This window comes from Pseudomonas sp. MYb13 (assembly GCF_002980075.1).
GTDB classification, from domain to species: Bacteria; Pseudomonadota; Gammaproteobacteria; order Pseudomonadales; family Pseudomonadaceae; genus Aquipseudomonas; species Aquipseudomonas lurida.
Genome location: NZ_PCQI01000003.1, coordinates 100,951 through 126,596, shown reverse-complemented (window position 1 = coordinate 126,596; position 25,646 = coordinate 100,951). Strand labels below are relative to the sequence as shown.

The following is a 25,646-nucleotide window of genomic DNA, read 5'->3' as shown; positions in this document are numbered from 1 at the left end:
CATGATCTACCGCACATTGGGCCAGTCCGGGTTGAAGGTCAGCGCCTTGACCCTGGGCACCATGATGTTTGGCGAACAGACCAACACCGAGGACTCGCTGCGCATCATCGACAAGGCCTGGGACCAGGGGATCAATTTCATCGACACCGCCGACGTTTATACCGGTGGGCGCTCCGAGGAAATCGTTGGCGAGGCGATTGCGCGCCATCGCGAGGACTGGGTAGTCGCGTCCAAGGTGGCGATAGGCCCTACCGATGGCCTGCCCAACCGCAGTGGCTTGAGCCGCAAGCGCATTTTCAATGCCTTGGAAGCCAGCCTCAGCCGCCTCGACACCGACTACCTCGATATTTACTACCTGCACCGCGAAGACCACGACACACCGCTGGAAGTCACGGTATCGGCGATCGGCGACCTGATTCGCCAAGGCAAGATCCGTTACTGGGGCCTGTCCAACTATCGCGGCTGGCGCATTGCCGAAGTGATTCGCGTGGCCGAACGCCTGGGCGTCGACAAGCCGGTGATCAGCCAGCCGCTGTACAACATCGTCAACCGCCAGGCCGAGGTCGAGCAGATTACCGCTGCGGCTGCCTACGGCCTGGGGGTGGTGCCCTACAGCCCGCTGGCGCGTGGCGTGCTCAGTGGTAAATACGCTCCGGACGTCACCCCTGAGGCCGGCAGCCGCGCGGCGCGCCAGGACAAACGTATCCTGGAAACCGAATGGCGCGTGGAGTCCCTGCGCATCGCCCAGCAGATTCAGCAGTACACCCAAGGCCGTGGCGTGGGCATCGTGGAGTTTGCGATTGCCTGGGTACTGAACAACTCGGCGGTGAGTTCGGCGATTGTCGGGCCGCGCACCGAGGCGCAATGGGATGCCTACATCGGCGCATTGGACGTGAAGATCACGACGCAGGACGAGGCGTTCATTGACTCGCTCGTGACACCGGGGCATTCGTCGACGCCAGGGTTCAATGATGTGGGGCACTTTGTATCGGGTCGCGTAGCGCGCGCCTAAGCCGGGAAACCTGGCTTTTTGCACTGGCAAAACCCAGTGTGGCGAGCGGGCCTGCCCCGCTCACCACGACACGCCCGCTCGCCACAGGGTTTGAACCAAACACCTGCGCGTAAAAATATTTTGCGTCAAACGCCCCAAAACAGCGCAACCCTCTCTCGCCAAAAGCACCATAATCCCCTGCTGAAATCCCCCCTCTTTTGTATCAATGGTTTTTCGCGAGGACAGTGTGTCTAAAGGTGTTGTGTTATCGGTCTTGGCCTCGGTGCTGTTTGCCGTGATGTATTACTTCACATCATTGCTCACTCCATTGAGCGGCCTGGAGATTTTCGGCTGGCGCATGTTGCTCACTGTGCCGTGCATGACGGTCTTCATGATCGTCAGCGGCGAATGGCGGCGCGTGTGGGAGCTGGTACGCGTGCTGGCGGGCAGTCCGCGCCTGATCGCGGGTGTGTTGCTCTCTTCTGCCTTGCTCGGCGTGCAGCTGTGGCTATTCATGTGGGCGCCGCTGAACGGGCGCAGTCTGGATGTGTCGGTCGGTTACTTCCTGCTGCCACTGACCATGGTGCTGACGGGGCGCCTGGTATGGGGCGAGCAGCTGTCCTACTTGCAACGAATCGCAGTATTTCTTGCAGCCCTTGGAGTGGTCAACGAGCTGTATCAGGCTGGCGGTTTCTCCTGGGCAACGCTGGTGGTGATCATCGGCTACCCGGTCTATTTCATCGTGCGCAAATACCTCAAGACCGACCACCTGGGCGGTCTCTGGCTGGACATGGCGCTGATGCTGCCGGTGGCCTGGTGGTTCGTGCAGAGCGGTGAGCAAGGCTTTGCGGTCATGGAGGCCCACCCGAAGCTGTACGCGTTGATCCCCATGCTGGGCTTGATCAGCGCGTCGGCGCTGGTGAGCTACATCATCGCCAGTCGGTTGCTCGCGTTCAGCCTGTTCGGACTGCTCAGCTACGTCGAGCCTGTGCTGTTGCTAGGCGTGGCATTGATCCTGGGCGAGGGGATCAAGGGCGGCGAATGGCTGACCTACATCCCGATCTGGCTGGCGGTGATGGTGCTGGTGTTTGAAGGATTCAAGCATTTGGTGCGCCAGCGCAAGGCCTGATGCGCAGGCAATAAAAAGCCCGGCCGGGACATCCCTCGGCCGGGCTTTTTTTTTACTTACTCGGCGGTCAACACACCACGACGCACCTGGTCGCGCTCGATGGACTCGAACAGCGCCTTGAAGTTGCCCTCGCCGAACCCATCATCGCCCTTGCGCTGGATGAATTCGAAGAACACCGGGCCCATCAGGGTTTCCGAGAAGATCTGCAGCAGCAGGCGCTTGTCGCCTTCGATGGAAGAACCGTCCAGCAGGATACCGCGTGCCTGCAACTGATCCACCGGCTCGCCGTGGTTTGGCAGGCGGCCTTCGAGCATTTCGTAGTAGGTGTCGGGCGGCGCGGTCATGAAGCGCATGCCGATATTCTTCAACGCGTCCCAGGTCTTGACCAGGTCGTCGGTGAGGAAAGCCACGTGCTGGATGCCCTCGCCGTTGAACTGCATCAGGAACTCTTCGATCTGCCCGGCACCCTTGGACGACTCTTCGTTCAACGGGATGCGGATCATGCCATCCGGTGCACTCATGGCCTTGGAGGTCAGGCCGGTGTACTCGCCCTTGATATCGAAGTAGCGCGCTTCGCGGAAGTTGAACAGTTTCTCGTAGAAGCTGGCCCAGTAGGCCATGCGGCCGCGATAGACGTTGTGGGTCAGGTGGTCGATGACCTTCAGGCCTGCGCCCTGAGGGTGGCGTTCTACGCCGTCGAGGTACACGAAGTCGATGTCGTAGATCGAGCTGCCTTCGCCAAAACGGTCGATGAGGTACAGCGGCGCACCGCCGATGCCCTTGATCGCCGGCAGGTTCAGTTCCATCGGGCCGGTTTCGATGTGGATCGGCTGCGCGCCCAGCTCCAGGGCACGGTTGTAGGCTTTTTGCGAGTCCTTGACGCGGAACGCCATGCCGCACACCGAGGGGCCGTGTTCGGCCGCAAAGTAGGAGGCGATGCTGTTGGGTTCGTTGTTGAGGATCAGGTTGATCTCGCCCTGGCGGTACAGGTGCACGTTCTTGGAACGGTGGGTCGCGACCTTGGTAAAGCCCATGATCTCGAAGATCGGCTCCAGGGTGCCCGGCGTCGGCGACGCGAACTCGATGAATTCAAAGCCCATCAGGCCCATTGGGTTTTCGTATAGATCTGCCATGATTTGGCGCCTCATCATTCTTGTGTTTGAAGGTTTCAATTGCCAGCAAGGATGAGGAGCACGGGCGGCGCACAGGAGAGGCCTCGCACGCTGCGGGCGAGGAAGTCACCAAAGATGAGGGGGGAGCCGAGTAGCTTCATGGTTACATCAGTCTCTGACGGCTTAGGCTTGCGTGAGCGCAAGTCCATATTCTTGTATGCGTAAATCGATTCTACACAGCGTAACAGTGTTTGTCCGTACTCTTATCAAATCCCCATTGCCCTGCCCCGTGCAAGGGGTTTGTTGCACAGGTAGATGCCCAGCAGGATCACCCCGCCGCCCACCAGCATCGGTAGGGTCAACTGTTCGTCGAGCAGCAGGGCGCCACAGATCACCGCCGTGAGTGGATTAAGCGCGATAAACACGCCGGAGCGCGTCGCCCCGATACGCCGGATGCCATCGTAATAGCCGATATAGGCGAGTGCCGAGCCCAGCACGCCCAGGTACGCCAGGCTCAGCACCTGCGGTAACTGCAGGCTGCCAATGGCCTCAAGCGTCACTCGCCCCAGGACCAGTGTGGTGAGGATGAGCATCAGGGTACCCAGCAGTATCGACCAGGTGACCGTCTGCAACGGGCCGAGGCTCTGATTCAGCCCACGGGAACACAGCGAGTAGACGCCCCACCCCACGACGCACCCGAAGATCAACAGATCTCCACGCCAGGTCTGGGTTGCTGGGTTCAGCACCTGCGGGTTACGACTGACAATCACCACGGCGGCGCCGGCCAGGCAAAAGGCGATACCGATGACCTTGATGGCACCCAGGCGCTCCTTGAACAACCACCAGGAGGCCAGCCCGATCACCGCCGGGTTCAACGCCACGATCAATGAGGCCCGCGACGCGTTGATGAACTGCAACCCATAGAAAAAACACAGGTTGTAGAAAAAGATGCCAAAGAAACCCAGTATCGCCAGTTGCCCCATCTGTCGAAGACTGGGGCGGGACAAGGCAATACGGGCGCACCCCATGAATGCCAGCAGGGCCAGGCTCGCCAGTACGAACCGCAGGCTTGCCGCCAGCAAGGGGTCGAGTGCGCCGGTCAAATAGCGACCGGCCACGAAGGTGCCGCCCCAGATCATGGTGACGGCGGCCAACTTCACGTAAATGATGCGATCCGAGGGTGAATGCACGGGCTGAGGCTCTAATGGCTTGAGGACCCCTGCATTCTTCTGGTAATACGGTGTCATCGTAAAATGAGTAATTGCTCATGACTCTGACCCAACTCGAAATTTTCTCGCTGGTTGCCGAACTGCAGGGCTTTACCAGTGCAGCTCACCGCCTTGGTATCAGCCAGTCGGCGGTGTCCCACGCGATCAAAGGCCTGGAACAGGAACTGGGGGTGGCGTTGTTCAGGCGCCACCAGGCCCACGTGGAGCTCAGCGATATTGGCACGCAGCTACTGGGGCGCGCACGGGCGATGCTGGGGCTGGCCAATACCCTGCAACAGGAAGCGGCGGACGCGCGTGGCATGAAACGCGGGACCCTGCGAATCGGCTCATTCGGCCCGACCGCCTCGACCTACCTGCTGCCGAAGATCCTCAGCTGTTTTCGCCTGGAATACCCTGGCATCGAAGTGCATGTGGACGAGGGGCCCGACAGGCAAGTGATCCATTGGCTTGACGAGCGCCGGATTGATATTGGTTTTGTGGTGCTGGAGCAGGAGCGCTTCGATACCTTCGCGGTGTTCGAGGATCAGATGGTGGCGCTGCTGCCGGCCGATCACAGGCTGGCAACCTGCGAACACGTGAGCCTCAAGGATCTGTGCAGCGACCCTTTCGCGCTGACGGAGGCCGGCTCCGCTGAACTGGTGGTACGCCTGTTCAATGAGGCGCGGCTGACCCCGAATGTGCGTTATCGCTGCTCGCAATTGCTGAGTACCCTGGAAACCGTAAGCCGCGGGGATGCAGTAAGCGTAGTGGCGCAGGCATCGTTGCCTGCTGGGCGCGATTCGCGCTACGTGCAACGCGCGCTGGCACCCCGCGTGTCGCGCCGGGTTGGCCTGGCGGTTCTGGATCGGCGCCAGTCTTCGCCAGCGGCGCTCGCGTTTATACGTATCGCCCAAGGACTGGAACTGTAGCAACTCGACACTCGCCGAGCTTATTCTGGCCCAGCCATCTATTATCGATTGAATCTGATCCCTGCAGCAGGCCGTTCCCTTCATGCCCCTGACCGTCAACGGCCCGCGAAAACGCGCCACTCGTTACTTGATCACGTCACTCAGTGTGTTGCTACCCATTGCGCTCGGGGTGGTCATTCTGCATTGGCAGGCCGAACGCACACTGGAACAAAATACCGCCCAGACTGCCCAGGAGGCGGTGCGCCAGTTCGATCTGATGCTCGACAACACTGCCCTCGCTGCCCAGGCCTTGCTACCGTTGGCGGGCCAGCCCTGCGATAACAGCGCGAAACTGGCCCTGCGCGAACAAGTCACGCGTCGGCCGTTCGTGCGTGCAACGACCTTGTCCTGGCAAAAAAATATCTACTGCAGCTCGCTGTTTGGCAGCGACTACGAATCACCGGTCAACCCGGACGACTACGTGGACGGGCGGTTATGGTTGATGAATGGCAACCCGGTGACGCCGGACACCGCACTCCTGGTTTACCGACTGGTAGACGGTGACAAAGCCGCTTTTGCGTCGATTGACGGTTACCACCTCACTAATGCGCTGCGCCTGATCAGCCGGTTCGCCCACTTGGTACTGCAGGTCGGCCCGAATTGGCTGGGCGCCGATGGCAAAGTGCATGACACCGCAGTACCGACGTTTGCCGTGGCCCATCATCACTTGGCGTCCGAACGCTATCACTACAGCGTCGATGCAGGCATGCCTGCCGGTGAAGTGTGGCGTTACATGCGAGCCCGATACCCAGCGGTGTTCAGCCTGGTGGTGTTCTTCGGCGTGCTGGCGGGCGTGCTTGCACATTGGTTGCAAAAGCGCTCTTCGGCACCGACTCACGAACTGCAACGGGCGCTGGGGGCCAATGAGTTCATCCCGTATTTCCAGCCGGTGGTGCGGGGTGATACGCGCGAGTGGGCAGGATGCGAAGTGCTGATGCGTTGGCAACACCCCAAGGAAGGCTTGGTGCGCCCCGACTTGTTTATCCCCCTGGCCGAACATTCAGGCCTGATCGTGCCGATGACGCGTGCGCTGCTGCGCCAGACCGCCACGCAACTGGCGCCCCATGCCGCGCGATTCAGCCCTGGCTTTCATATTGGCGTGAATATCACCGCACGCCACTGCCAGGATTTGGCGCTGGTGGACGACTGCCGTGAGTTTCTCGCGGCCTTTCCCGTCGGCCAGGTAACCCTGGTGCTGGAGTTGACCGAGCGTGAGTTGATCGAGCCCACCGACATCACCCGTCGCCTGTTCGACGCCTTGCACCAACTGGGGGTGATGATCGCCATTGATGACTTTGGTACCGGCCATTCCAGCCTGGGCTACTTGCGTAACTTCAATGTGGACTACTTGAAGATCGACCAGAGTTTTGTCGCCATGATCGGTGCCGATGCACTATCACGGCATATTCTGGACAGCATCATAGAACTGTCCGGCAAGCTTGACTTGGGCATCGTTGCAGAGGGTGTGGAAACCACGCAACAGTGCGAATACCTGGCGGCTCAAGGCGTGGATTTCCTGCAGGGCTACCTGTTCGGAAAGCCTTTACCCTGCGATGAATTTATTAAATCCCTGAGCCGCCATTGAATACCCCTGCACTACCTGGGCGGAAATAATGTTGTTCAAACAAAAGACATGATTTACTCGTGGCACATTAACTACTACAATTTTTCCTGCCTGTGCAGAATTCGCGGGACGGCTTCTTTCTTGAGTCGCCTTAAAGCGCTTGGCTTATAGCTTTGTCTGCAGTTGATATCAGCCAAATACACTATTGGAGTACAGATTTTGTCCAGACTCGCCGAATTTCGCGCAGCAGAAAAAGCCCTTCAAGAGCAGCTTGCCCAGCTGGAATCCCTGAAGAACGACGCCGGCCTGAAGAAAGAAATCGAATTCGAAGAAAAGCTTCAAGCCCTGATGAAAAGCTATGGCAAAGGCCTGCGCGATATCATTTCCATCCTTGATCCGAACCCGGGCAAGTCCAGCGCTGCTGCCGCTACCGCACCCAAACAGCGCCGCGCTCGCGTGGTCAAGGTTTACCAGAACCCACACACCGGTGAGCTGATCGAAACCAAAGGCGGCAACCACCGTGGCCTCAAGGCCTGGAAAGAACAGTACGGCGCCGCCACTGTAGATTCCTGGCTTCGCGGCTGATCGCCTGCACTAATAAAGAGCCCCGCTGATGCGGGGCTTTTTTTAATTCAATCGTTCGAATCCGAACTTAAATAACGTTTCATTATGTTCAGCATGGACGCCTGTTACACACTTAAAGTTTCAGGCTATCGCGCACCGAACTGACTTCATCCTTGCTGGCTTCGTACGCAGCGGCCTGCCCCGCGTATGAAAAAACATAGGCCTTATCGGTATCAACCGCCCCGACCAATGTTTGTGAAAGCACGTGACGCCCGTTCTCGGTAACCACGCAAGTAGTTTCCAGCGCTTCAAGGCGGCTCAATGTTGTAGGGCGCATCTTGCTGCACACACTTTGATACCCTCCCTGGGCAAAGTCTTTCTGGATGGACTTGCGCATCTCCAGCAATACCCCCTGGAGATTAACCTTGTGGCCCGTTTCAATCGGCGTGCCGGTCAATTCGATGACCATCAGGGTCGCGCCATTTTCATCATTCTTGATTGCTCGCTGCCGAGACACGGGCCGTGGCGCTACTGGCGCCTCACCGTCAGCCACGACCTCTTCGATCTGCCAGCCGCTGGGCCAATGAATCTCGGGGTCGGCCGCCATGGCCAGGGGGCTGGCCAACAGCAAACACACGACGCTCAACAGCGGTTTACGAAGTTCGATCATCATGCACAATACTCAAGGTCCAAGGGCCAAAGTTTGAGCCCCGGCGCCCATGGGCCGCAAGGCCTGCGAGGGCTTTTTCATTTGGCGCCCGGGGCGAGCCTTGCGTATCATGGCCCGGCTGCACGGATGCCAGCCGCAAGCCAAGGAACCGCTCACATCTTAGAGCCGCGTTTGCCCCATTTTTTCTGGAGGGCCCATGAGCCTGCACGAACTGAACACTTTCCCGGGCGTCACCGCCCAACCTGACACCGCCACCGCCCACTTCGTGTTCAACCACACCATGCTGCGGGTCAAGGACATCACCAAGTCGCTGGACTTCTACACCCGCGTCCTGGGCTTTTCCCTGGTTGAAAAACGTGACTTCCCGGAAGCCGAATTCAGCCTGTACTTCCTGGCCCTGGTGGACAAGTCCCAGATCCCCGCTGACGCCGCCGAGCGTACCCAGTGGATGAAGTCGATCCCCGGCATCCTGGAGTTGACCCACAACCACGGCACCGAAAACGACGCCGACTTCGCCTACCACAACGGCAACACCGACCCGCGCGGCTTTGGCCATATCTGCATCTCGGTGCCGGATATCGTTGCGGCGTGTGAGCGTTTCGAAGCCCTGGGCTGCGACTTCCAGAAGCGCCTGACCGACGGCCGCATGAAGAGCCTGGCGTTCATCAAGGACCCGGATGCGTACTGGGTTGAAATCATTCAGCCAGCGCCGATGTAATCGTCACGAAAGTCTGTAGGAGCCCGCTCCGGCAGAACACAAAAAAAAGCCCCATGATCACTCATGGGGCTTTTTTCATTTCCGGGCCCTGGGTTTATGCAGGCGCAGAGGTACGGATCAGGTGATCGAAAGCACTCAAGGAAGCCTTGGCACCCTCACCCACCGCGATCACGATCTGCTTGTACGGCACCGTCGTGACGTCACCGGCAGCGAATACGCCGGGCAGTGACGTCTCGCCACGGGCATCGACGATGATCTCGCCGCGCGGTGTCAGCTCTACGGTGCCTTTGAGCCAGTCGGTGTTTGGCAGCAAACCGATCTGTACAAAGATCCCTTCCAGATCGAGGGTCTTGAACTCGCCGTTGTCTCGATCCTTGTACGCCAGGCCCGTGACTTTCTGGCCATCGCCTTTCACTTCACTGGTCAGCGCACTGGTGATCACGTCGACGTTAGGCAGGCTGTAGAGCTTGCGCTGCAAAACAGCGTCGGCGCGCAACTTGCTGTCGAACTCGAGCAGGGTCACGTGGCTGACGATACCGGCCAGGTCGATGGCGGCTTCGACGCCGGAGTTACCGCCGCCGATCACCGCGACACGCTTGCCTTTGAACAGCGGACCGTCGCAGTGCGGGCAGAAGCAAACACCCTTGGCCTTGTATTCCTGCTCGCCCGGCACACCCATTTCTCTCCAGCGGGCACCGGTGGCCAGGATCACGGTCTTGGACTTGAGGGTCGCACCGCTCTCAAAACGAATTTCGTGCAGGTCACCGGCGTTTTTCGCCGGGATCAAGCTACTGGCGCGCTGCAGGTTCATGATGTCCACGTCGTACTGGCGTACGTGGGCTTCCAGGGCGCTGGCCAGTTTCGGGCCTTCGGTTTCCTGTACCGAGATAAAGTTCTCGATGGACATGGTGTCCAGCACCTGCCCGCCGAACCGCTCGGCAGCGACGCCGGTGCGGATACCTTTGCGTGCGGCATAGATCGCTGCCGCCGAACCGGCTGGGCCACCGCCGACGACGAGGACATCAAAGGCGTCTTTGGCGCTGATTTTCTCGGCGGCTTTTTCGATACCGCTGGTGTCGAGCTTCGCGAGGATTTCTTCCAGGCCCATGCGGCCCTGGCCGAAGTTCACACCATTGAGGTACACGCTTGGCACCGCCATGATCTGGCGTTCGTCGACTTCAGCCTGAAACAGCGCGCCGTCGATGGCGACGTGGCGGATGTTGGGGTTGAGCACAGCCATCAGGTTCAGCGCCTGGACCACGTCCGGGCAGTTCTGGCAAGACAGCGAGAAGTAGGTCTCGAAGCTGAACTCGCCTTTGAGGGCGCGGATCTGTTCAATCACTTCGACACTGGCCTTCGACGGGTGGCCACCGACTTGCAGCAGGGCCAGCACCAACGAAGTGAATTCATGGCCCATGGGGATGCCGGCAAAACGCAGGCTGATATCGGCACCCGGGCGGTTGATGGAGAACGAAGGCTTACGCGCATCATCACCATCGGTTTTCAGGGTAATCAGCGTGGTGAGGCTGACAACATCCTGCAAGAGGGCAAGCATTTCCTGGGATTTCGCACCGTCGTCGAGGGAGGCGACGATCTCGATCGGCTGGGTGACCCGTTCCAGGTATGACTTCAACTGAGCTTTAAGATTGGCGTCCAACATACGGGCGATTTCCTATTAATTCGGTTTATTGCAGACAAAAAAACGCCCGAGCGAATCTCGCCCGGGCGTTTCGAGGGCGGATGCAGCTTACTTAAGTGCGGAATACCGCCCTTGAGACTTCACGACTTAGATCTTGCCGACCAGGTCCAGGGACGGAGCCAGGGTGGCTTCGCCTTCTTTCCACTTGGCTGGGCATACTTCGCCTGGGTGGGCAGCTACGTACTGAGCGGCCTTGATTTTGCGCAGCAGCTCGGAAGCGTCACGGCCAACACCACCGTCGTTCAGCTCAACGATCTTGATCTGACCTTCTGGGTTGATCACGAACGTACCGCGGTCTGCCAGGCCAGCTTCTTCGATCAGTACGTCGAAGTTGCGGGAGATGGTCAGGGTTGGGTCGCCGATCATGGTGTACTGGATTTTGCCGATGGCTGGCGAAGTGTTGTGCCAGGCAGCGTGGGCAAAGTGGGTGTCGGTCGACACGCTGTAGATTTCGACGCCCAGTTTCTGGAATTCGGCGTAGTTGTCAGCCAGGTCTTCCAGTTCGGTTGGGCAAACGAAGGTGAAGTCGGCTGGGTAGAAGAACACAACGGACCACTTGCCTTTCAGGTCAGCGTCAGACACATCTACGAAGTTGCCGTTTTTGTATGCGGTAGCTTTGAACGGTTTTACTTGGCTGTTGATGATAGGCATCGTTGACTCTCCGTCAGGGGTTATGAAGTTGATGAGATGAATCCTACCCACTCTCTGCGCCGATGGCTCATTGGCAAACCTGATGCTGACGATTGGTTTTCCCTATCAGGTGACTGTATTAATAGAAGAAATCTCAAAGCAGTGGGTGGCCAAGGTCATGCCCAGAAAGGGCGTCGCTTCAACATAGCGCATGGCAGATTTCATGTCGCTCCAGCCGACGTAACTCATCAACGACTTCAGGTCCCAGCCACTGCGATGGGCCCAGGTGGCGAAGCCGCGGCGCAACGAGTGGCTGGTGTATTGCTCGGCGGGGATGCCGGCACGTTCCAGCGCCTGGCGCAGCAGTGGGATGACGCTGTTGGGGTGCAAGCCCTCCTCCCCCAGGTTGCCCCAGCGATCAATACCGCGAAACACCGGGCCACGAACGAGGGCCGAGGCGCTGAGCCATTCGCTGTAGGCCTGCACCGGGCACAGGCGCAGCAGTGCTGGCGTGTGGTAGGTCTTGCCGAGGTTGTCGCGGTCGCTTTTGCTGCGCGGCAGGTACAGGCTGATGCCGGCGCCGGGCGTAGCCTGCACATGCTCGATGTCGAGCCGGCACAGCTCATCGCTACGAAAGCCGCGCCAGAAGCCCAGCAGGATCAGCGCGGTGTCACGCTTGGCACGCAGCAACCGCGGCGCGTCCTGCGCCTGTGCCGCCGCCTTCGCTTCAGCGTCTAGCGACGCGACCACCTGCTCCAGGTGCTTGAGCTGCAGCGGCTCGGCCTGCTTCTCCTGCGCCGGGTGCACGGCACGGATGCCCTTGAGCACCTTGCGCACCACCGGCGCCTTGGTCGGGTCGGGAAACCCCTGGCTTGTATGCCACTGGGCCAATGCCGAAAGCCGCAGCTTCAAGGTATTGACGGCCAGCACGCCGGCGTGGGCGACCAGATACCGCGCCACGCTGTCGCTGGTTGCCGGCAGGAAACCGCCCCAACTCACTTCGAAATGCTCGATCGCCGCGCGATAGCTTCGCCGCGTGTTATCGCGGGTGGCGGCGTTGAGGTAACGATCCAGATCGCTCATGGGAGGCCTATTCGTACTGCTGGCAGGTGCTTTCGCGGACTAAATGCGTATGACACGGGATAATACGCCAATATCCCATCTGATAATTAACGGATTTCAAAGAATTTTCACACGTGATATAGTATGTAAATACATGATACGTACCACATTACGAAATCGACGGAGACCCCATGGCTCGCGGCGGCATCAACAAAGCAGTAGTTCAAACGGCACGCCTGGCGATCCTCGCCCGCGGCGAAAACCCCAGCATCGATGCAGTCCGCATCGAGATGGGCAATACCGGCTCGAAAACCACGATTCATCGCTATTTGAAGGAACTGGATGAGAGCGAAACCCGCGTCACCATCACCGAAGCCCCTATAGACGACGAGCTGGGTGAACTGGTGGCACGGCTGGCCCAACGCCTGAAAGAAAAAGCCCAGGAGCCGATCGACCTGGCCCTGGCGCAGTTCGAACAGCAGAAAGCCGCCCTGCTCGCTCAGGTGCAAGCCCTCGAAGAGGCCCATGGCCAACTCAAGCAACAGTTCGATATTCAAACCGCCGCCCTGGCAGAAGAAAGCGCCGCCCTGCACACCGCCAGCACCAGCCTGCAAACCGAACAAACCCGTAACGCCGGGCTGAGCCAGGCGTGCAGCGATTACGAGTTACGGATCAACGACAAGGACGAACAGATTCGTTCACTGGAAGAAAAGCACCTGCATGCCCGGGACGCCCTGGAGCACTACCGCACTGCAATCAAGGAGCAGCGCGAGCAGGAACAGCGTCGCCACGAAGGCCAGTTGCAGCAGGTGCAGGCTGAACTGCGCCAGGCGCAGCAGAGCGCCATGGTGCGCCAGGATGAAATCACCCAGCTGCACCGCGACAATGAGCGACTGCTGATTGAGCATCGGGTAACCGTGAAGGAATTAACGGCGCTGCAGGAGCAATCCCGCAAAGATCAGGCCCAACAACTCAAGTTGAGCGAACAGGTCGGCCTGATCGACAGCGAGCGCACCCTGCTTCAGGAGCGCCTGCGTGTCGCGGTGCTGGAGAGCCAGTCTCGCCAGGAAGCGCTGACTGAACACCAGCACACCAACAAGGCGTTGGAGCTGGAGCTGATCAAGGCCCAGGCCAGTATCGAGGCATTGCGCCTGGCGGCCGCCGTTGCGGCGACGCCAGAGGCAACCTCCAAAGCCTGATCAGCCCGCCACTGGCGTGCGCATGGTGACGAACTCTTCCGCCGCCGTGGGGTGCACGCCGATGGTCTCGTCGAAATGCTGCTTGGTCGCGCCCGCCTTGAGCGCGATTGCCAGCCCTTGCACGATTTCACCCGCGTCCGGACCGACCATATGGCAGCCCAGCACGTGGTCGGTGTCGGCGTCGACGACCAACTTCATCAGGGTCTTCTCCTGGCACTCCGTCAGGGTCAGCTTCATCGGCCGGAAACGGCTTTCAAAGACCTGCACCTTGTGGCCCTTCTCTTTCGCTTCTTCCTCGGTCAGGCCCACGGTGCCGATGTTCGGCAGGCTGAACACCGCCGTAGGGATCATCGCGTAATCCACCGGACGATACTGTTCAGGCTTGAACAGGCGGCGCGCCACGGCCATGCCCTCGGCCAGGGCGACCGGAGTCAACTGCACACGACCGATCACGTCGCCGATCGCCAGGATCGATGCTTCGGCGGTCTGGTACAGGTCATCCACCTCGACGAAGCCGCGCTTGTCGAGTTTCACGCCGGTGTTTTCCAGCCCCAGGTTATCCAGCATCGGACGACGCCCCGTGGCGTAGAACACGCAGTCGGCTTCCAGCACACGGCCGTCCTTCAGCGTTGCCTTCAGGCTACCGTCGGCTTGTTTGTCGATGCGCTCGATGTCGGCATTGAATTGCAAATCCAGGCCGCGCTTGGTCAGCTCTTCTTTCAAGTGCGTGCGCACCGAACCGTCGAAGCCGCGCAGGAACAGGTCGCCGCGATACAGCAGCGTGGTCTGTGCGCCCAGGCCATGGAAGATCCCCGCGAACTCGACGGCAATGTAACCACCACCGACGACCAGGACGCGCTTGGGCAATTCTTTGAGGAAGAACGCTTCATTGGAGCCAATAGCGTGTTCTCGGCCTGGAATCTCCGGGATCTGCGGCCAGCCACCCGTCGCGATCAGGATGTGCTTGGCGGTAAAACGCTCGCCGTTGATCTCGACCTGATGCGGATCAATCAGGCGCGCATGCCCCTCATGCAAGGTCACACCGCTGTTGACCAGTAGGTTGCGGTAGATACCATTGAGGCGGTTGATCTCGCGATCCTTGTTGGCAATGAGGGTCGCCCAATCAAAGTTCGCCTCACCCAGGGACCAGCCAAACCCGCTGGCCTGCTCGAAATCTTCGGCAAAATGCGCGCCGTACACCAGCAGCTTTTTCGGCACGCAACCGACGTTGACGCAAGTCCCGCCCAAGTAGCGGCTTTCCGCCACGGCCACCTTGGCACCATAGCCTGCGGCAAAGCGCGCCGCGCGAACACCGCCGGAACCGGCGCCAATTACATACAGGTCAAAATCGTAGGCCATTTCACTCTCCTCGGCAGGACATCAGCATACCGACTTACATGGGGCTGAAAAACGAAAAAGCCACCCGAAGGTGGCTTTTTTAGAACAGGCCGCTTACACCGTGAATCAGTAAGCCTTGCCCGTCTTGTAGAAGTGCTCGTAGCAGAAGTTGGTTGCCTCAATGTAGCCTTCAGCGCCGCCGCAGTCGAAACGCTGGCCCTTGAACTTGTAGGCAATCACGCAACCGTCTTTGGCTTGCTTGAGCAGGGCGTCGGTGATCTGGATCTCGCCACCCTTGCCTGGCTCGGTTTCTTCGATCAGCTTGAAGATGTCCGGGGTCAGGATGTAACGACCGATGATCGCCAGGTTGGAAGGCGCGTCTTCCGGTGCTGGCTTTTCAACCATGTCACGTACGCGGATCAGGCCATCGCCAATGTCGTCGCCGGCAATCACGCCGTACTTGTTGGTTTCGGTCGGGTTCACTTCCATCACTGCAACGATGGTGCAACGGTATTTCTGGTAGAGCTTGACCATCTGGGTCAGCACACCGTCGCCTTCCAGGTTCACACACAGGTCATCTGCCAGTACCACGGCGAACGGCTCGTCGCCGATCAGTGGACGGCCGGTGAGAATGGCGTGGCCGAGGCCTTTCATCTGCGTTTGACGGGTGTAGGAGAACGAGCACTCGTCGAGCAGTTTACGGATACCAACCAGGTATTTTTCCTTGTCGGTGCCCTTGATCTGGTTTTCCAGCTCGTAGCTGATGTCAAAGTGGTCTTCCAGTGCGCGCTTACCGCGACCGGTCACGATGGAGATTTCGTTCAGACCGGCATCCAGTGCCTCTTCGACGCCGTACTGAATCAGTGGCTTGTTCACCACCGGCAGCATCTCTTTGGGCATGGCCTTGGTCGCTGGCAAGAAGCGAGTGCCGTAACCGGCTGCTGGGAACAAGCATTTCTTGATCATATGGGTCCTTACAAAGGGCTGTGCGTACGGAATTCGGCGCAGTCTAATGAGGCCGCAGTCACCTTACAATGGGTCCTGCTGGCGTTGCGATGTCATCATAGAGAAAAAATGTCGGCGTAAGTTCCGCTCAAGTTGGACCGCGTATTTTCACCGGCACGGCAAAAAATGCCTGCACCTCAATGTTTCAAAGGGCTGCAACCTTTTTAGCACGCTTTCAGGCCTGGAACACTGACCTAGAATAACTTGCGCGGCCCCGCGGCATTTGGCGCTATCATTAGGCCCTTGAACCAGACCACGAGATACTTGATAGATGTCAGAACCAAAAGGCGTGAACGGCTACCTGATCACCAAGCGAGCGGACGGTTGGCACCTGATCAACTTCCATGGCGACAGCGTCGCTGGGGCATTCGCCAGTGAAAGCCAGGCTATCGCTGTAGCGGAAGTGTTTGTGGACGAAGCGGGCCACGCGTCGAGCAAACGGCCGAAAGGCAAGTAAGCCTCAACGCCCTGCGCAAAAAAGCCCCGGAGAACGGGGCTTTTTTTGTGTTTGCCTGTACGTAGATGGCAGTTCGCTATAATCTCGCCGGAACGCCCCACGACAGTGTCAGCGCCCCTTCAACACCCTCGATGATGAACACACATGAACAAGATTCTGGCACTGACTGCGGTACTGGCGCTCGCCGGCTGCACCACCTCTTCTGACGTCTATCTGAAAAACGGCGAACAAGGCCTGACCATCGACTGCTCCGGCGAAGCCAATTCCTGGGCCAGCTGTTACGAGAAGGCTGACGCCTCCTGTGCGGGCACCGGCTACCGCATCGTCGGCACCGAAGGCACGCCTTCGCTCAAGGAAAGTGAAAAGACCCTCGGCCAGGACGTGGGTAACTTCAAAAGCCGCAGTGTGGTGGTGGTCTGCAAGTAAGCGTCAGGCCTACAGCTGAATATCGGCGAACTTGATACCCAGGCCCCGGATGGTCTCTACCAGGTCATCCAGGCGCGGGAAAGACTCGACTTCATCCTGATCGTCGACCAGGAAAAAACTGCGCCCGCCGCTTTTCTTGAAGAAGACGATCCACTCCGCCAGGTCGGCCGGGTTCTGGATGATGTGGGTGGCCGATATCTGGCCTTCAGCCTGGCGAGCCCTGACGTGTTCACGCTTCATGAAAAATTTCCCAAAGAAGACAAATGCCACACAAACAGAAGGTTTGCGCGGTATTTTTTGTAGTGATAGAGCGAGAGTTTAACGGATGCCCTGCCTCGTCGGCACGTCTTCTGCCGCCTGGATCGCCTGGCCGGCGCCCTTCAGGCCCATAAAAAAGCCCGGCCCCGCGCATGCGGGGCCAGGCTCTTTATCGGATTTGAAGTCGCGGTGTGAAACGCGGCCGTATCAGCCGGAAATACACTCTTCGCCCGCCTTCTTCACATCACCGGGACGGATCGGCACATTGGACATGCTCTCGTAGAGCTTGATGCTGCTGCCACTGGAACGTTCATCAATTTCAAATATGGCCGAAGGATCGGCGGAAAACTTCTGCGGCACGATCACCTGCACACCACCGTCCTTATGCGGTTCGATCTGCGGTGGCCGGCGGGTCGCGGATAATTTCTGCACCACACACGCGGCGTATTCCTGTGGTTTCTTCCCGGAAATGACCGCCAAGGTCGGCGGGGTCTGCTTGATATCTGCAACCGAAGCACACCCACCAATCGCCAGGGCCAGAACCAACACACTCCACTTCATATAAAACCTCCGATAAAGACCCTACGACAGCGGGGATGGTATTTTTCTCCCGCCCACGTAGGATTTATCCCTGATAACTCGGTAAATAACTGTTTTAAATTGTCGACGTCGTTGAAGACGGGCCGATAATAAACGCGCTGGGGCTGATAAACTCCATCTTAACCTACGTATCGTTCTGATTTTTCAGAAAAAGCCCTTCTGGAGACACCCTCATGAAATTCATCCACCAGCGCGAGCACCTCAACGAGGGAGACATTGTCGTCATCGAATGCTCGCAGACTTGTAATATTCGCCTGATGAGCGACGCGAATTTTCGCAGCTTCAAAAATGGCGGCCGCCATACCTACCACGGTGGCGCCTTCGACACGTTCCCGGCCAAAATCACCGCGCCGAGCACCGGTTTCTGGAACATCACCCTGGACGTCGTGACGCGCCGTGCTATCAGCGTGACCCGCAAGCCTGCGCTGTCCCACAAGATCCGCATTGTGCGTCGCACCAGCTCCAAACTGAGCTGACCCGAACACCTGACAGGAAATGACCGTGACTGCTACCACCAAATACGTGATCAAGTACAAGCTCAACGGCGAACGCCGCTTCGAGTTCGCCCAACTGCACACCAACAGCGTGGAAGAAGCCAAGCAAGCCCTGGCGAAGATTCACGATGCCAGTGATGAAATCACCGACATCAATGTGAGCAAGGCGCTGTAAGCCGATGCCTGGCCCCACCGCTGACCTGTTCGCCGATGATGCCTTGCAGCAACCTGCAGGGCGCGAGCAAATTGGCGAACAGTCCTATGTGCTAAGGGGCTACGCCCTGCCCTGGATTGAACGCCTTCTGCCGGAATTGCGACAGGTGCTGGCGCAATCACCGTTTCGGCAAATGGTGACACCCGGTGGGTTCACCATGTCGGCCGCCTTGAGCAGCTGCGGCGACCTGGGCTGGACCACCGATACCTCCGGTTACCGCTACTCATCACTGGACCCGCGCACGCAGCAGCCCTGGCCACCCATGCCGGACGCCCTGCGCCAACTGGCTATGGTGGCGGCGGCAGAAGCCGGCTTTGTCGACTTCGCTCCCGACGCCTGCCTGATCAACCGTTATGTGCCAGGCGCAAAAATGTCCCTGCACCAGGACAAGAACGAGCGCCGCTACAGCGAACCGGTGGTGTCGGTGTCCCTTGGGTTGCCGGCGATCTTCCTGTTTGGTGGGCATGAGCGCAGTGACAAGACCCGCAAAGTGTCGCTGTTCCACGGCGATGTGGTGGTCTGGGGCGGCGTGGATCGCCTGCGCTTTCACGGTGTGATGCCGATCAAGGAAGGCGTGCATCCGGTCATGGGCCCGCAACGCATCAACCTCACCTTTCGCACCGCTGGCTGATTTGAGCGCAAGCTTCAGAGTGCCAGGCGTTCGCGGCACGGCTACTCTGGCCATGATCCGTCAAGAGTGCTGACCATGACTACCGAACAAGACCCCCGCTGGGCAGCCATTCTTGCCCGAGACCCCAAGGCTGATGCGCTGTTCGTCTACGGCGTGAAGACCACCGGCGTGTACTGTCGCCCCAGCAGTGCTTCGCGCTTGCCGCGCCCGGAGAACGTCGAATTCTTCGACACGCCGGCACACGCCGAGGCCGCGGGTTATCGCGCCAGCAAGCGCGCGGCCGGGGACCAGACCCAGCTCGCCGCGCACCATGCGCAACGGGTGGCAGACGCCTGTCGCCAGATCGAGCAGGCTGAGACCCCACCCAGCCTTAACGCGCTGGCCTTGCAAGCCAACATGAGCCCCTTCCATTTTCACCGCGTGTTCAAGGCCGTCACCGGCCTGACTCCCAAGGGCTACGCCAGTGCCCATCGCTCGCGCAAAGTGCGCGAGGGCCTCAAGGGCGAGCGCACGGTAACGGATGCGCTGTACGACGCGGGCTTCAATTCCAACAGCCGTTTTTATGAGTCGGCCAATCAGTTGCTCGGCATGACGCCCGGTGACTACAAGGCCGGTGGTACCAATAACGCGATCCTATTTGCGGTAGGGCAATGTTCACTGGGGGCGATCCTGGTGGCACAAAGTGCCCGTGGCGTGTGCGCGATTCTGCTGGGCGATGACCCGGACCAACTGGTGCGCGACCTGCAGGATCAGTTTCCCAAGGCCGAACTGGTGGGCGCCGACCAGCGCTTCGAACAGTTGGTCGCACAGGTCGTGGGGCTTATCGAGGCGCCTGCGGTCGGCCTGGACTTGCCACTGGACCTGCGCGGCACGGCCTTTCAGGAACGGGTGTGGCAAGCCTTGCGCGATATCCCGCCGGGCAGCACCGCCAGCTACGCACAGATCGCCGAGCGCATCGGCGCACCAAAATCCTTCCGTGCGGTGGCACAGGCGTGCGGCGCTAACAGCCTGGCGGTGGCAATCCCCTGCCACCGCGTGGTGCGCAGTAATGGCGAGCTATCAGGCTACCGCTGGGGCGTGGAGCGCAAACAGCAGTTGCTCGCCCGGGAGAAGGCGCGAAAGCCCTAGCGGATACCGATACCGACAGCGCCAGGCCTGCCACCCGGTGTATTGCCTCGACGTCTTGCGCCTGGATGTTGTGAAAAGCTATCGCCTTTAAAGCTTCAGCTTGCGCTTGCGAAACTCGGCGACCTTATGCCGGTTGCCGCACAATGCCATGCTGCACCAGCGACGCTTGTGGGCCTTGGTACGATCATAAAACCACAAGATGCATTCCGGATGTTCGCAGCGGCGGATCAACTTGAAATCCCCCTCCACCAATAACGTGGTGGCTGCTTCGGCGATCGGCGCGAGGAACTGCGCCGCGGTCTGCTGCTTGCGCTGGCGCTCGATCCGTGGCGCCTCGCAGGCTGGCCAGACCAACTGCGTATGGCTCACCGCCTTGCGTAAAAAGGCGTTCAGCGCTGCCGGGTTACCGGGCTGCTGGGCTTTACGTGCGGCCACCAGTTCACGGATCACTTCGCGTAACGCTCGCGCAGCGGCGAGTAAAGCACCGGGTTCAAACTCGGGCACGTTGTTGGGCTCAACCCACCGCACGCGCACCAGCCAGGCGACTACGTCGGCATCAACCTGCCAGAAATCCCACGGTACACCGTCGATATTCGCCAGGGTATTGAGCATATCCAGCACCGGATCGTCGGCCAGGACATAGGGTTCCGAGGGGGCGGCAGTCGCTGGGGAAAGGGTCATGGTCAATCCTCTTGAGAACGCTGGCATCGTAACCGCTATTTCCTTTCTTGGGTAGTTACAACGCACGTAAAGATAACCTGAATAAATCGTTTGACAGGTCACCATTTTGCGCGCAGCTTTTGAAAAGCTGTAACCCCTATTCCATCCTATTCAAGTTACAAAGGTATCCCTCTCATGACCACTCCAGCGCCCATTGTTCACTATCGCCACGTCGAGGCAGACGGCGTGCGCATGTTCTACCGTGAGGCCGGCGACCCCTGCGCGCCGGTCATGCTGCTGCTGCACGGTTTCCCCAGTTCATCGCACATGTATCGCGACCTGATCCCATTGCTCGCGACGCGCTTTCGCGTAATCGCCCCGGATTTGCCGGGTTTCGGCTTTACCGAGGTGCCGGCCGAGCGCGGTTACCACTACAGCTTCGATAACCTGGCGATCACGGTTGGGCATTTTGTCGATGCATTGGAATTGAGCCGGTACGCCCTGTACGTCTTCGATTACGGTGCACCGGTCGGGCTGCGGTTGGCAGTGGCCCACCCAGAGCGGGTGAGTGCCCTGGTGTCGCAAAACGGCAACGCCTACCTGGAGGGACTGGGGGATGCGTGGGCACCGATTCGTGCCTATTGGGCAGAGCCGAGCCACGCCAACCGAGAGGTGATCCGCAACGCAGTGATCAGCCTTGAAGGCACGCGCTACCAATACCTGCACGGTGTGAACCAGCCGGAGTTGGTGGCGCCCGAATCCTACATGCTCGACGTACTGCTGATGCAGCGCCCCGGCAATGACGAGATCCAGCTGGATCTGTTCCTCGACTACCGCAACAACCTGACGCTGTACCCGACATTCCAGGCCTTTTTCAGGGACAGGCAAGTACCGACGCTGGTGATCTGGGGCCAGAACGATCCGTTCTTCATCCCGCCAGGTGCCCACGCCTACAAAACCGATAACCCCAACGCCGTGGTGGAGTTGCTGGACACTGGCCACTTCGCCCTGGAAACCCACGCAGCCGCTATCGCCGAGCGGATTCACGCGGTGTTGGGCAACGCCGTCAATTGATGGCACACCACGAAAGCGCGCGTTCGTCCAGTGAATAAAACAGACTGGCCGGGTGCCTAGGGCCCTGCTAAAACAGCGAAAAGCCTCATCAACGCTGGAGAAGCACCCCATGAGCACCTGGCCAGACACCCGCCTTCTCGACCTGCTGGGCATCGACGTGCCGATCATCCAGGCCCCCATGGCCGTTGGCACCACCACCGCCATGGTTATTGCCGCCAGCCAGGCGGGCGCGCTGGGTTCACTGCCGGCGGCAGCACTGAGCATCGAGCAACTGCGCGATGCACTGACCACCCTCCGCCAGGCGAGCCAACGGCCTATCAACGTCAATTTCTTCTGCCATCAACCGCCCGCACCCGATGCAGCGCGTGATCGACGCTGGAAGGAATTACTGGAGCCCTACTACCGCGAATTGGGCGCCGACTATGAGGCGCCGACCCCGGTCTCGAACCGCGAACCCTTCAACGACGCGGCTTGCCAAGTAGTCGAGGAATTTCGCCCCGAGGTCGTCAGCTTTCACTTTGGCCTGCCGGAAAAATCCCTGCTGGACCGGGTAAAAGCCACCGGCGCCAAAGTGCTGTCCTCGGCCACCACCGTGGAAGAAGCCCTCTGGCTGGAACAGCACGGCTGCGACGCCATTATCGCAATGGGGAGTGAAGCCGGCGGGCATCGTGGCTTGTTTCTCAGCGATGACCTCAACACCCAGATCGGTTTGTTCGCCCTGTTGCCACAAGTCGTCGACGCCGTAAGCGTGCCAGTGATTGCTGCGGGTGGTATCGGTGATGCGCGCGGGATCGTCGCGGCGTTCGCCCTGGGCGCTTCGGCGGTCCAAATCGGTACGGCGTACCTGTTCACTCCCGAAGCCAATGTCACCGCGTCCCATCATTATGCGTTGCGCCATGCCCAGGCCAGTGAGACCGCGCTGACCAACCTGTTTACCGGTCGCCCGGCACGCGGCATTGTCAACCGCGTGATGCGTGAGCTGGGTGCGATCAACCCCGCCGCGCCTGCCTTCCCGACCTCCGGCGGCGCGCTGATTCCGCTCAAGGCCAAGGATGAGGCGGGCTTCAGCAACCTGTGGTCCGGCCAGGCCCTGCGCCTGGGCAAAGACACCACCACCTATGAGCTGACGCGCGAATTGGCGGAGCAGGCACTGGCCAAGCTCAGCTAGCACTGTCCTGCGCGGCAACTTTGCACTGTACCGGCAATGGCCAACCGCTATATATTCTCATACATAGCGGTTAAGCCTTCTACCTATAACAAGCCGTACACCCTCACAGGAGCTGCTTCATGAAGATTCACGCCTCACGCCTGGCCATCCTGGTCGCTGCCCTCGCCTTCGGTTCGGCCCATGCCGATGAAGTCCAGGTGGCCGTGGCCGCCAACTTCACCGCACCGATCCAGGCGATTGCCGCTGACTTCGAAAAAGACACCGGTCATAAATTGGTGGCTGCCTACGGTGCTACGGGGCAGTTCTATACCCAGATCAAGAACGGCGCGCCATTCGAAGTGTTCCTGAGCGCCGACGACACTACCCCGCAGAAGCTCGAAACCGAAGGCGACACCGTCAAGGGCTCGCGCTTCACCTACGCGGTCGGCACCCTGGCCCTGTGGTCAGCCAAAGAAGGTTACGTCGATGCCAAGGGCGAAGTGCTGAAGAAAAACCAGTACGCGCACCTGTCGATCGCGAACCCCAAAGCCGCGCCCTACGGCCTCGCCGCCACCCAGGTATTAGCCAGGGAAGGCCTGACCGAGAAGGTCAAAGACAAGATCGTCGAAGGCCAGAACATCACCCAGGCCTATCAGTTCGTGTCTACCGGCAACGCCGAGTTGGGCTTTGTCGCCTTGTCGCAGATCTACAAGGACGGCAAGGTCACCAGCGGTTCGGCGTGGGTTGTTCCAGCCTCGATGCACGACCCGATCAAACAAGACGCCGTGATCCTGGCCAAGGGCAAGGACAGCGCAGCTGCCAAGGCACTGGTTGAATACCTCAAGGGGCCCAAAGCCGCTGCTGTGATCAAGTCCTACGGTTACGAGTTGGCCCAGTAAATGCCGTTATCGAGTGCCGACTTTTCCGCGATCTGGCTGACCATCAAGCTGGCTTCATTGACCACCGTGATCCTGCTGGTCATCGGCACTCCGATTGCCCTGTGGCTGTCGCGCACCCGCTCCTGGTGGCGCGGTCCGATCGGCGCTGTCGTGGCCCTGCCGCTGGTGTTGCCACCGACGGTGATTGGCTTTTACCTTCTGCTGACCATGGGCCCCAATGGCTACTTTGGCCAGTTCACCCAATGGCTGGGCCTGGGCACCCTCACCTTCAGCTTTGCCGGGTTGGTGATTGGCTCGGTGATCTATTCGATGCCGTTCGTGGTGCAGCCATTGCAGAACGCCTTCTCCGCCATCGGCACACGCCCGCTGGAAGTGGCCGCGACGTTGCGGGCCAACCCATGGGACACCTTTTTCAGCGTGATCCTGCCCCTGGCGCGACCCGGGTTCATGACCGCGTCGATCCTGGGTTTTGCGCACACCGTCGGTGAATTCGGCGTGGTGCTGATGATCGGCGGCAATATCCCGGACAAGACCCGGGTGGTGTCGGTACAGATCTACGACCATGTGGAAGCGATGGAATATGCCCAGGCTCATTGGCTGGCCGGCTCCATGGTGGTGTTCGCGTTCCTGGTATTGCTGGCGCTCTACTCCAGCCGTAAAACCAAAATGGGCTGGAGTTGATGTCGATGATTGATGTACGCCTGCACCTTGCGTATCCGGGCTTTGGCCTCGATGTGGACCTGCACCTGCCCGGCCGCGGCGTCACCGCCCTGTATGGGCACTCCGGTTCCGGCAAGACCACCTGCCTGCGCTGTATTGCTGGGCTGGAGCGCGCCGATGACGGTTTTATCCAGGTCAATGATGAAGTCTGGCAAGACAGTCGCAACGGGGTGTTCGTGCCACCGCATAGGCGTGCTGTGGGGTATGTGTTTCAGGAAGCCAGCCTGTTCCCGCATCTGTCGGTACGGGCCAACCTGGAGTTCGGCCTCAAGCGCATCCCCCGCCAACAGCGCCGTGTGGACATGGCCCAGGCCACGCAATTACTGGGCATCGGCCACCTGCTTGACCGCCATCCCCAACATCTTTCCGGCGGTGAGCGCCAGCGCATCGGCATCGCCCGTGCCTTGCTCACCAGCCCAAGCTTGCTGTTGATGGACGAACCCCTGGCCGCCCTCGACAGCAAGCGCAAAGGCGAAATCCTGCCGTACCTCGAACGCCTGCACGATGAACTGGAGATCCCGGTGCTGTATGTCAGCCATGCCCAGGATGAAGTGGCACGCCTGGCCGATCACATCGTGTTGCTCAGTGACGGCAAGGCCTTGGCCAGCGGCCCTATCGGCGAGACCCTGGCGCGGCTCGACCTGCCCATGGCCCTGGGCGACGACGCCGGTGTCGTCATCAACGGCACGGTCAGTGCCTACGACGAGCACTATCAGTTGCTCACCCTGCAACTGCCGGACAGCGCCCTGCAAATGCGCGTGGCCCATGCGCCGTTGGCACTGGGCAAGGCGCTGCGTATCAAGGTGCAGGCGCGTGATGTCAGCCTGAGCCTGCAAGCCGAGGAACACAGCAGCATCCTCAACCGCCTGCCGGTGACGGTCACCCAGGCGATCCCGGCGGACAACAGCGCTCACGTGCTGGTGCGCCTGGATGCCGCCGGCACGCCGTTGCTGGCGCGGATCACGCGGTTCTCCCGCGACCACTTGCAATTGCACCCCGGCCAGGCGCTGTGGGCGCAGATCAAGGCCGTCGCGGTATTGGCATAAGCAACCTTTTGGCACCACCGCATACGGCTGCGGTC

At 59.8% G+C, this 25,646-nt stretch carries 29 protein-coding genes; 18 read left to right on the top strand and 11 right to left on the bottom strand.

Annotated elements, in window-relative coordinates; translation table 11 throughout:
• The first annotated feature begins 1 nt into the window (after position 1).
• Entirely contained in the window at positions 2–1,012 is a 1,011-nt protein-coding gene (locus CQ002_RS07505; protein WP_069023787.1) for an aldo/keto reductase, read from the top strand.
• 226 nt (positions 1,013–1,238) lie between these two features.
• Complete coding sequence (gene rarD / locus CQ002_RS07500; protein ID WP_105163135.1) at positions 1,239–2,120, top strand: EamA family transporter RarD; 882 nt, start codon at positions 1,239–1,241, stop codon at positions 2,118–2,120.
• Positions 2,121–2,176: 56 nt separating this feature from the next.
• Here the strand turns inward: rarD and hppD are convergent, their stop codons facing one another.
• Complete coding sequence (gene hppD / locus CQ002_RS07495; protein WP_034105188.1) at positions 2,177–3,253, bottom strand: 4-hydroxyphenylpyruvate dioxygenase; 1,077 nt, start codon at positions 3,251–3,253, stop codon at positions 2,177–2,179.
• 245 nt (positions 3,254–3,498) lie between these two features.
• Positions 3,499–4,422, bottom strand: coding sequence for a DMT family transporter (locus tag CQ002_RS07490; protein WP_105162298.1), 924 nt, complete (start codon positions 4,420–4,422; stop codon positions 3,499–3,501).
• 77 nt (positions 4,423–4,499) lie between these two features.
• Here CQ002_RS07490 and CQ002_RS07485 point away from each other — a divergent pair, with 77 nt between their 5' ends.
• The 3 genes from CQ002_RS07485 to CQ002_RS07475 all read left to right on the top strand — a co-directional run bounded on the left by CQ002_RS07485 (position 4,500) and on the right by CQ002_RS07475 (position 7,557).
• Positions 4,500–5,369 (top strand): LysR family transcriptional regulator, encoded by an 870-nt coding sequence (locus tag CQ002_RS07485; RefSeq protein ID WP_098466536.1) that lies wholly within the window; start codon positions 4,500–4,502, stop codon positions 5,367–5,369.
• 82 nt (positions 5,370–5,451) lie between these two features.
• Positions 5,452–6,993: an EAL domain-containing protein gene (locus CQ002_RS07480; protein ID WP_034105182.1), complete on the top strand. Its 1,542-nt coding sequence runs from the start codon at positions 5,452–5,454 to the stop codon at positions 6,991–6,993.
• 198 nt (positions 6,994–7,191) lie between these two features.
• Positions 7,192–7,557, top strand: a complete 366-nt coding sequence (locus tag CQ002_RS07475; protein ID WP_034105180.1) for a histone-like nucleoid-structuring protein, MvaT/MvaU family — start codon at positions 7,192–7,194, stop codon at positions 7,555–7,557.
• Positions 7,558–7,669: 112 nt separating this feature from the next.
• Here CQ002_RS07475 and CQ002_RS07470 read toward each other — a convergent pair whose 3' ends face one another.
• Positions 7,670–8,206 carry a DUF4946 domain-containing protein gene (locus CQ002_RS07470; protein WP_034105178.1) on the bottom strand — a complete coding sequence of 179 codons (537 nt, stop codon included), beginning with the start codon at positions 8,204–8,206 and terminating at the stop codon, positions 7,670–7,672.
• A gap of 196 nt (positions 8,207–8,402) precedes the next feature.
• Between CQ002_RS07470 and gloA the strand changes: the two genes are divergently transcribed.
• Positions 8,403–8,924, top strand: coding sequence for a lactoylglutathione lyase (gloA, locus tag CQ002_RS07465; protein WP_034105176.1), 522 nt, complete (start codon positions 8,403–8,405; stop codon positions 8,922–8,924).
• A 94-nt stretch (positions 8,925–9,018) separates the two neighbouring features.
• On the opposite strand, the gene ahpF is transcribed toward gloA, so the two are convergent.
• From ahpF to CQ002_RS07450, 3 genes are all read right to left on the bottom strand, one after another.
• A complete protein-coding gene (gene ahpF, locus CQ002_RS07460) occupies positions 9,019–10,584 on the bottom strand; it encodes an alkyl hydroperoxide reductase subunit F (RefSeq protein ID WP_105162299.1) in 1,566 nt (521 codons plus the stop codon).
• Positions 10,585–10,710: 126 nt separating this feature from the next.
• Positions 10,711–11,274, bottom strand: a complete 564-nt coding sequence (gene ahpC / locus CQ002_RS07455) for an alkyl hydroperoxide reductase subunit C (RefSeq protein WP_010210361.1) — start codon at positions 11,272–11,274, stop codon at positions 10,711–10,713.
• Between the two features lie 105 nt (positions 11,275–11,379).
• Entirely contained in the window at positions 11,380–12,336 is a 957-nt protein-coding gene (locus tag CQ002_RS07450; protein ID WP_105162300.1) for a site-specific integrase, read from the bottom strand.
• 170 nt (positions 12,337–12,506) lie between these two features.
• Here CQ002_RS07450 and CQ002_RS07445 point away from each other — a divergent pair, with 170 nt between their 5' ends.
• Complete coding sequence (locus CQ002_RS07445) at positions 12,507–13,514, top strand: DNA-binding protein (protein WP_105162301.1); 1,008 nt, start codon at positions 12,507–12,509, stop codon at positions 13,512–13,514.
• On the opposite strand, the gene gorA is transcribed toward CQ002_RS07445, so the two are convergent.
• Entirely contained in the window at positions 13,515–14,873 is a 1,359-nt protein-coding gene (gene gorA / locus CQ002_RS07440; protein ID WP_105162302.1) for a glutathione-disulfide reductase, read from the bottom strand.
• A 105-nt stretch (positions 14,874–14,978) separates the two neighbouring features.
• The gene (galU, locus tag CQ002_RS07435) at positions 14,979–15,818 is read right to left on the bottom strand and encodes a UTP--glucose-1-phosphate uridylyltransferase GalU (RefSeq protein WP_003173830.1); all 840 of its coding nucleotides are present in this window, start codon (positions 15,816–15,818) and stop codon (positions 14,979–14,981) included.
• Between the two features lie 310 nt (positions 15,819–16,128).
• Here galU and CQ002_RS07430 point away from each other — a divergent pair, with 310 nt between their 5' ends.
• Entirely contained in the window at positions 16,129–16,314 is a 186-nt protein-coding gene (locus CQ002_RS07430) for a hypothetical protein (RefSeq protein ID WP_012724166.1), read from the top strand.
• A gap of 144 nt (positions 16,315–16,458) precedes the next feature.
• Positions 16,459–16,740 (top strand): hypothetical protein, encoded by a 282-nt coding sequence (locus tag CQ002_RS07425; RefSeq protein WP_034105166.1) that lies wholly within the window; start codon positions 16,459–16,461, stop codon positions 16,738–16,740.
• A gap of 9 nt (positions 16,741–16,749) precedes the next feature.
• Here the strand turns inward: CQ002_RS07425 and CQ002_RS07420 are convergent, their stop codons facing one another.
• Both CQ002_RS07420 and CQ002_RS07415 read right to left on the bottom strand, forming a co-directional pair.
• A complete protein-coding gene (locus CQ002_RS07420) occupies positions 16,750–16,980 on the bottom strand; it encodes a hypothetical protein (RefSeq protein WP_034105164.1) in 231 nt (76 codons plus the stop codon).
• Between the two features lie 225 nt (positions 16,981–17,205).
• The gene (locus CQ002_RS07415; protein ID WP_012724161.1) at positions 17,206–17,559 is read right to left on the bottom strand and encodes a hypothetical protein; all 354 of its coding nucleotides are present in this window, start codon (positions 17,557–17,559) and stop codon (positions 17,206–17,208) included.
• Positions 17,560–17,771: 212 nt separating this feature from the next.
• On the opposite strand from CQ002_RS07415, the gene CQ002_RS07410 reads away from it, so the two are divergent.
• The 4 genes from CQ002_RS07410 (at position 17,772) to ada (ending at position 20,065) form a co-directional block, all read left to right on the top strand.
• Complete coding sequence (locus CQ002_RS07410) at positions 17,772–18,074, top strand: DUF1883 domain-containing protein (RefSeq protein WP_034105160.1); 303 nt, start codon at positions 17,772–17,774, stop codon at positions 18,072–18,074.
• Positions 18,075–18,099: 25 nt separating this feature from the next.
• Complete coding sequence (locus CQ002_RS28290) at positions 18,100–18,267, top strand: hypothetical protein (RefSeq protein ID WP_098467678.1); 168 nt, start codon at positions 18,100–18,102, stop codon at positions 18,265–18,267.
• Positions 18,268–18,271: 4 nt separating this feature from the next.
• Positions 18,272–18,937, top strand: a complete 666-nt coding sequence (gene alkB, locus CQ002_RS07405) for a DNA oxidative demethylase AlkB (protein ID WP_105162303.1) — start codon at positions 18,272–18,274, stop codon at positions 18,935–18,937.
• Positions 18,938–19,012: 75 nt separating this feature from the next.
• Positions 19,013–20,065 carry a bifunctional DNA-binding transcriptional regulator/O6-methylguanine-DNA methyltransferase Ada gene (gene ada / locus CQ002_RS07400; RefSeq protein ID WP_105162304.1) on the top strand — a complete coding sequence of 351 codons (1,053 nt, stop codon included), beginning with the start codon at positions 19,013–19,015 and terminating at the stop codon, positions 20,063–20,065.
• A gap of 87 nt (positions 20,066–20,152) precedes the next feature.
• Here the strand turns inward: ada and CQ002_RS07395 are convergent, their stop codons facing one another.
• Entirely contained in the window at positions 20,153–20,746 is a 594-nt protein-coding gene (locus CQ002_RS07395) for an ABATE domain-containing protein (protein WP_105162305.1), read from the bottom strand.
• A gap of 174 nt (positions 20,747–20,920) precedes the next feature.
• Here CQ002_RS07395 and CQ002_RS07390 point away from each other — a divergent pair, with 174 nt between their 5' ends.
• The 5 genes from CQ002_RS07390 to modC all read left to right on the top strand — a co-directional run bounded on the left by CQ002_RS07390 (position 20,921) and on the right by modC (position 25,611).
• The gene (locus CQ002_RS07390; protein ID WP_034105151.1) at positions 20,921–21,799 is read left to right on the top strand and encodes an alpha/beta fold hydrolase; all 879 of its coding nucleotides are present in this window, start codon (positions 20,921–20,923) and stop codon (positions 21,797–21,799) included.
• Positions 21,800–21,908: 109 nt separating this feature from the next.
• The gene (locus CQ002_RS07385) at positions 21,909–22,967 is read left to right on the top strand and encodes a nitronate monooxygenase family protein (protein ID WP_034105149.1); all 1,059 of its coding nucleotides are present in this window, start codon (positions 21,909–21,911) and stop codon (positions 22,965–22,967) included.
• Positions 22,968–23,086: 119 nt separating this feature from the next.
• The gene (gene modA / locus CQ002_RS07380; protein ID WP_034105147.1) at positions 23,087–23,845 is read left to right on the top strand and encodes a molybdate ABC transporter substrate-binding protein; all 759 of its coding nucleotides are present in this window, start codon (positions 23,087–23,089) and stop codon (positions 23,843–23,845) included.
• Positions 23,846–24,526: a molybdate ABC transporter permease subunit gene (modB, locus tag CQ002_RS07375; protein ID WP_034105145.1), complete on the top strand. Its 681-nt coding sequence runs from the start codon at positions 23,846–23,848 to the stop codon at positions 24,524–24,526.
• Positions 24,526–25,611 carry a molybdenum ABC transporter ATP-binding protein gene (gene modC, locus CQ002_RS07370; protein ID WP_081327109.1) on the top strand — a complete coding sequence of 362 codons (1,086 nt, stop codon included), beginning with the start codon at positions 24,526–24,528 and terminating at the stop codon, positions 25,609–25,611. The genes modB and modC overlap by 1 nt, the downstream gene beginning before the upstream one ends.
• Positions 25,612–25,646 lie beyond the last annotated feature (35 nt).

Bases quoted from the DNA above. Each gene is read 5' to 3' on its own strand.
- CQ002_RS07505 (WP_069023787.1), top strand. From the start codon at position 2: ATGATCTACCGCACATTGGGCCAGTCCGGGTTGAAGGTCAGCGCCTTG.
- hppD (WP_034105188.1), bottom strand. From the start codon at position 3,253: ATGGCAGATCTATACGAAAACCCAATGGGCCTGATGGGCTTTGAATTC.
- CQ002_RS07485 (WP_098466536.1), top strand. From the start codon at position 4,500: ATGACTCTGACCCAACTCGAAATTTTCTCGCTGGTTGCCGAACTGCAG.
- CQ002_RS07480 (WP_034105182.1), top strand. From the start codon at position 5,452: ATGCCCCTGACCGTCAACGGCCCGCGAAAACGCGCCACTCGTTACTTG.
- CQ002_RS07470 (WP_034105178.1), bottom strand. From the start codon at position 8,206: ATGATCGAACTTCGTAAACCGCTGTTGAGCGTCGTGTGTTTGCTGTTG.
- gloA (WP_034105176.1), top strand. From the start codon at position 8,403: ATGAGCCTGCACGAACTGAACACTTTCCCGGGCGTCACCGCCCAACCT.
- ahpF (WP_105162299.1), bottom strand. From the start codon at position 10,584: ATGTTGGACGCCAATCTTAAAGCTCAGTTGAAGTCATACCTGGAACGG.
- ahpC (WP_010210361.1), bottom strand. From the start codon at position 11,274: ATGCCTATCATCAACAGCCAAGTAAAACCGTTCAAAGCTACCGCATAC.
- CQ002_RS07450 (WP_105162300.1), bottom strand. From the start codon at position 12,336: ATGAGCGATCTGGATCGTTACCTCAACGCCGCCACCCGCGATAACACG.
- CQ002_RS07445 (WP_105162301.1), top strand. From the start codon at position 12,507: ATGGCTCGCGGCGGCATCAACAAAGCAGTAGTTCAAACGGCACGCCTG.
- gorA (WP_105162302.1), bottom strand. From the start codon at position 14,873: ATGGCCTACGATTTTGACCTGTATGTAATTGGCGCCGGTTCCGGCGGT.
- galU (WP_003173830.1), bottom strand. From the start codon at position 15,818: ATGATCAAGAAATGCTTGTTCCCAGCAGCCGGTTACGGCACTCGCTTC.
- CQ002_RS07430 (WP_012724166.1), top strand. From the start codon at position 16,129: ATGTCAGAACCAAAAGGCGTGAACGGCTACCTGATCACCAAGCGAGCG.
- CQ002_RS07425 (WP_034105166.1), top strand. From the start codon at position 16,459: ATGAACAAGATTCTGGCACTGACTGCGGTACTGGCGCTCGCCGGCTGC.
- CQ002_RS07420 (WP_034105164.1), bottom strand. From the start codon at position 16,980: ATGAAGCGTGAACACGTCAGGGCTCGCCAGGCTGAAGGCCAGATATCG.
- CQ002_RS07415 (WP_012724161.1), bottom strand. From the start codon at position 17,559: ATGAAGTGGAGTGTGTTGGTTCTGGCCCTGGCGATTGGTGGGTGTGCT.
- CQ002_RS07410 (WP_034105160.1), top strand. From the start codon at position 17,772: ATGAAATTCATCCACCAGCGCGAGCACCTCAACGAGGGAGACATTGTC.
- alkB (WP_105162303.1), top strand. From the start codon at position 18,272: ATGCCTGGCCCCACCGCTGACCTGTTCGCCGATGATGCCTTGCAGCAA.
- ada (WP_105162304.1), top strand. From the start codon at position 19,013: ATGACTACCGAACAAGACCCCCGCTGGGCAGCCATTCTTGCCCGAGAC.
- CQ002_RS07395 (WP_105162305.1), bottom strand. From the start codon at position 20,746: ATGACCCTTTCCCCAGCGACTGCCGCCCCCTCGGAACCCTATGTCCTG.
- CQ002_RS07390 (WP_034105151.1), top strand. From the start codon at position 20,921: ATGACCACTCCAGCGCCCATTGTTCACTATCGCCACGTCGAGGCAGAC.
- CQ002_RS07385 (WP_034105149.1), top strand. From the start codon at position 21,909: ATGAGCACCTGGCCAGACACCCGCCTTCTCGACCTGCTGGGCATCGAC.
- modA (WP_034105147.1), top strand. From the start codon at position 23,087: ATGAAGATTCACGCCTCACGCCTGGCCATCCTGGTCGCTGCCCTCGCC.
- modB (WP_034105145.1), top strand. From the start codon at position 23,846: ATGCCGTTATCGAGTGCCGACTTTTCCGCGATCTGGCTGACCATCAAG.
- modC (WP_081327109.1), top strand. From the start codon at position 24,526: ATGTCGATGATTGATGTACGCCTGCACCTTGCGTATCCGGGCTTTGGC.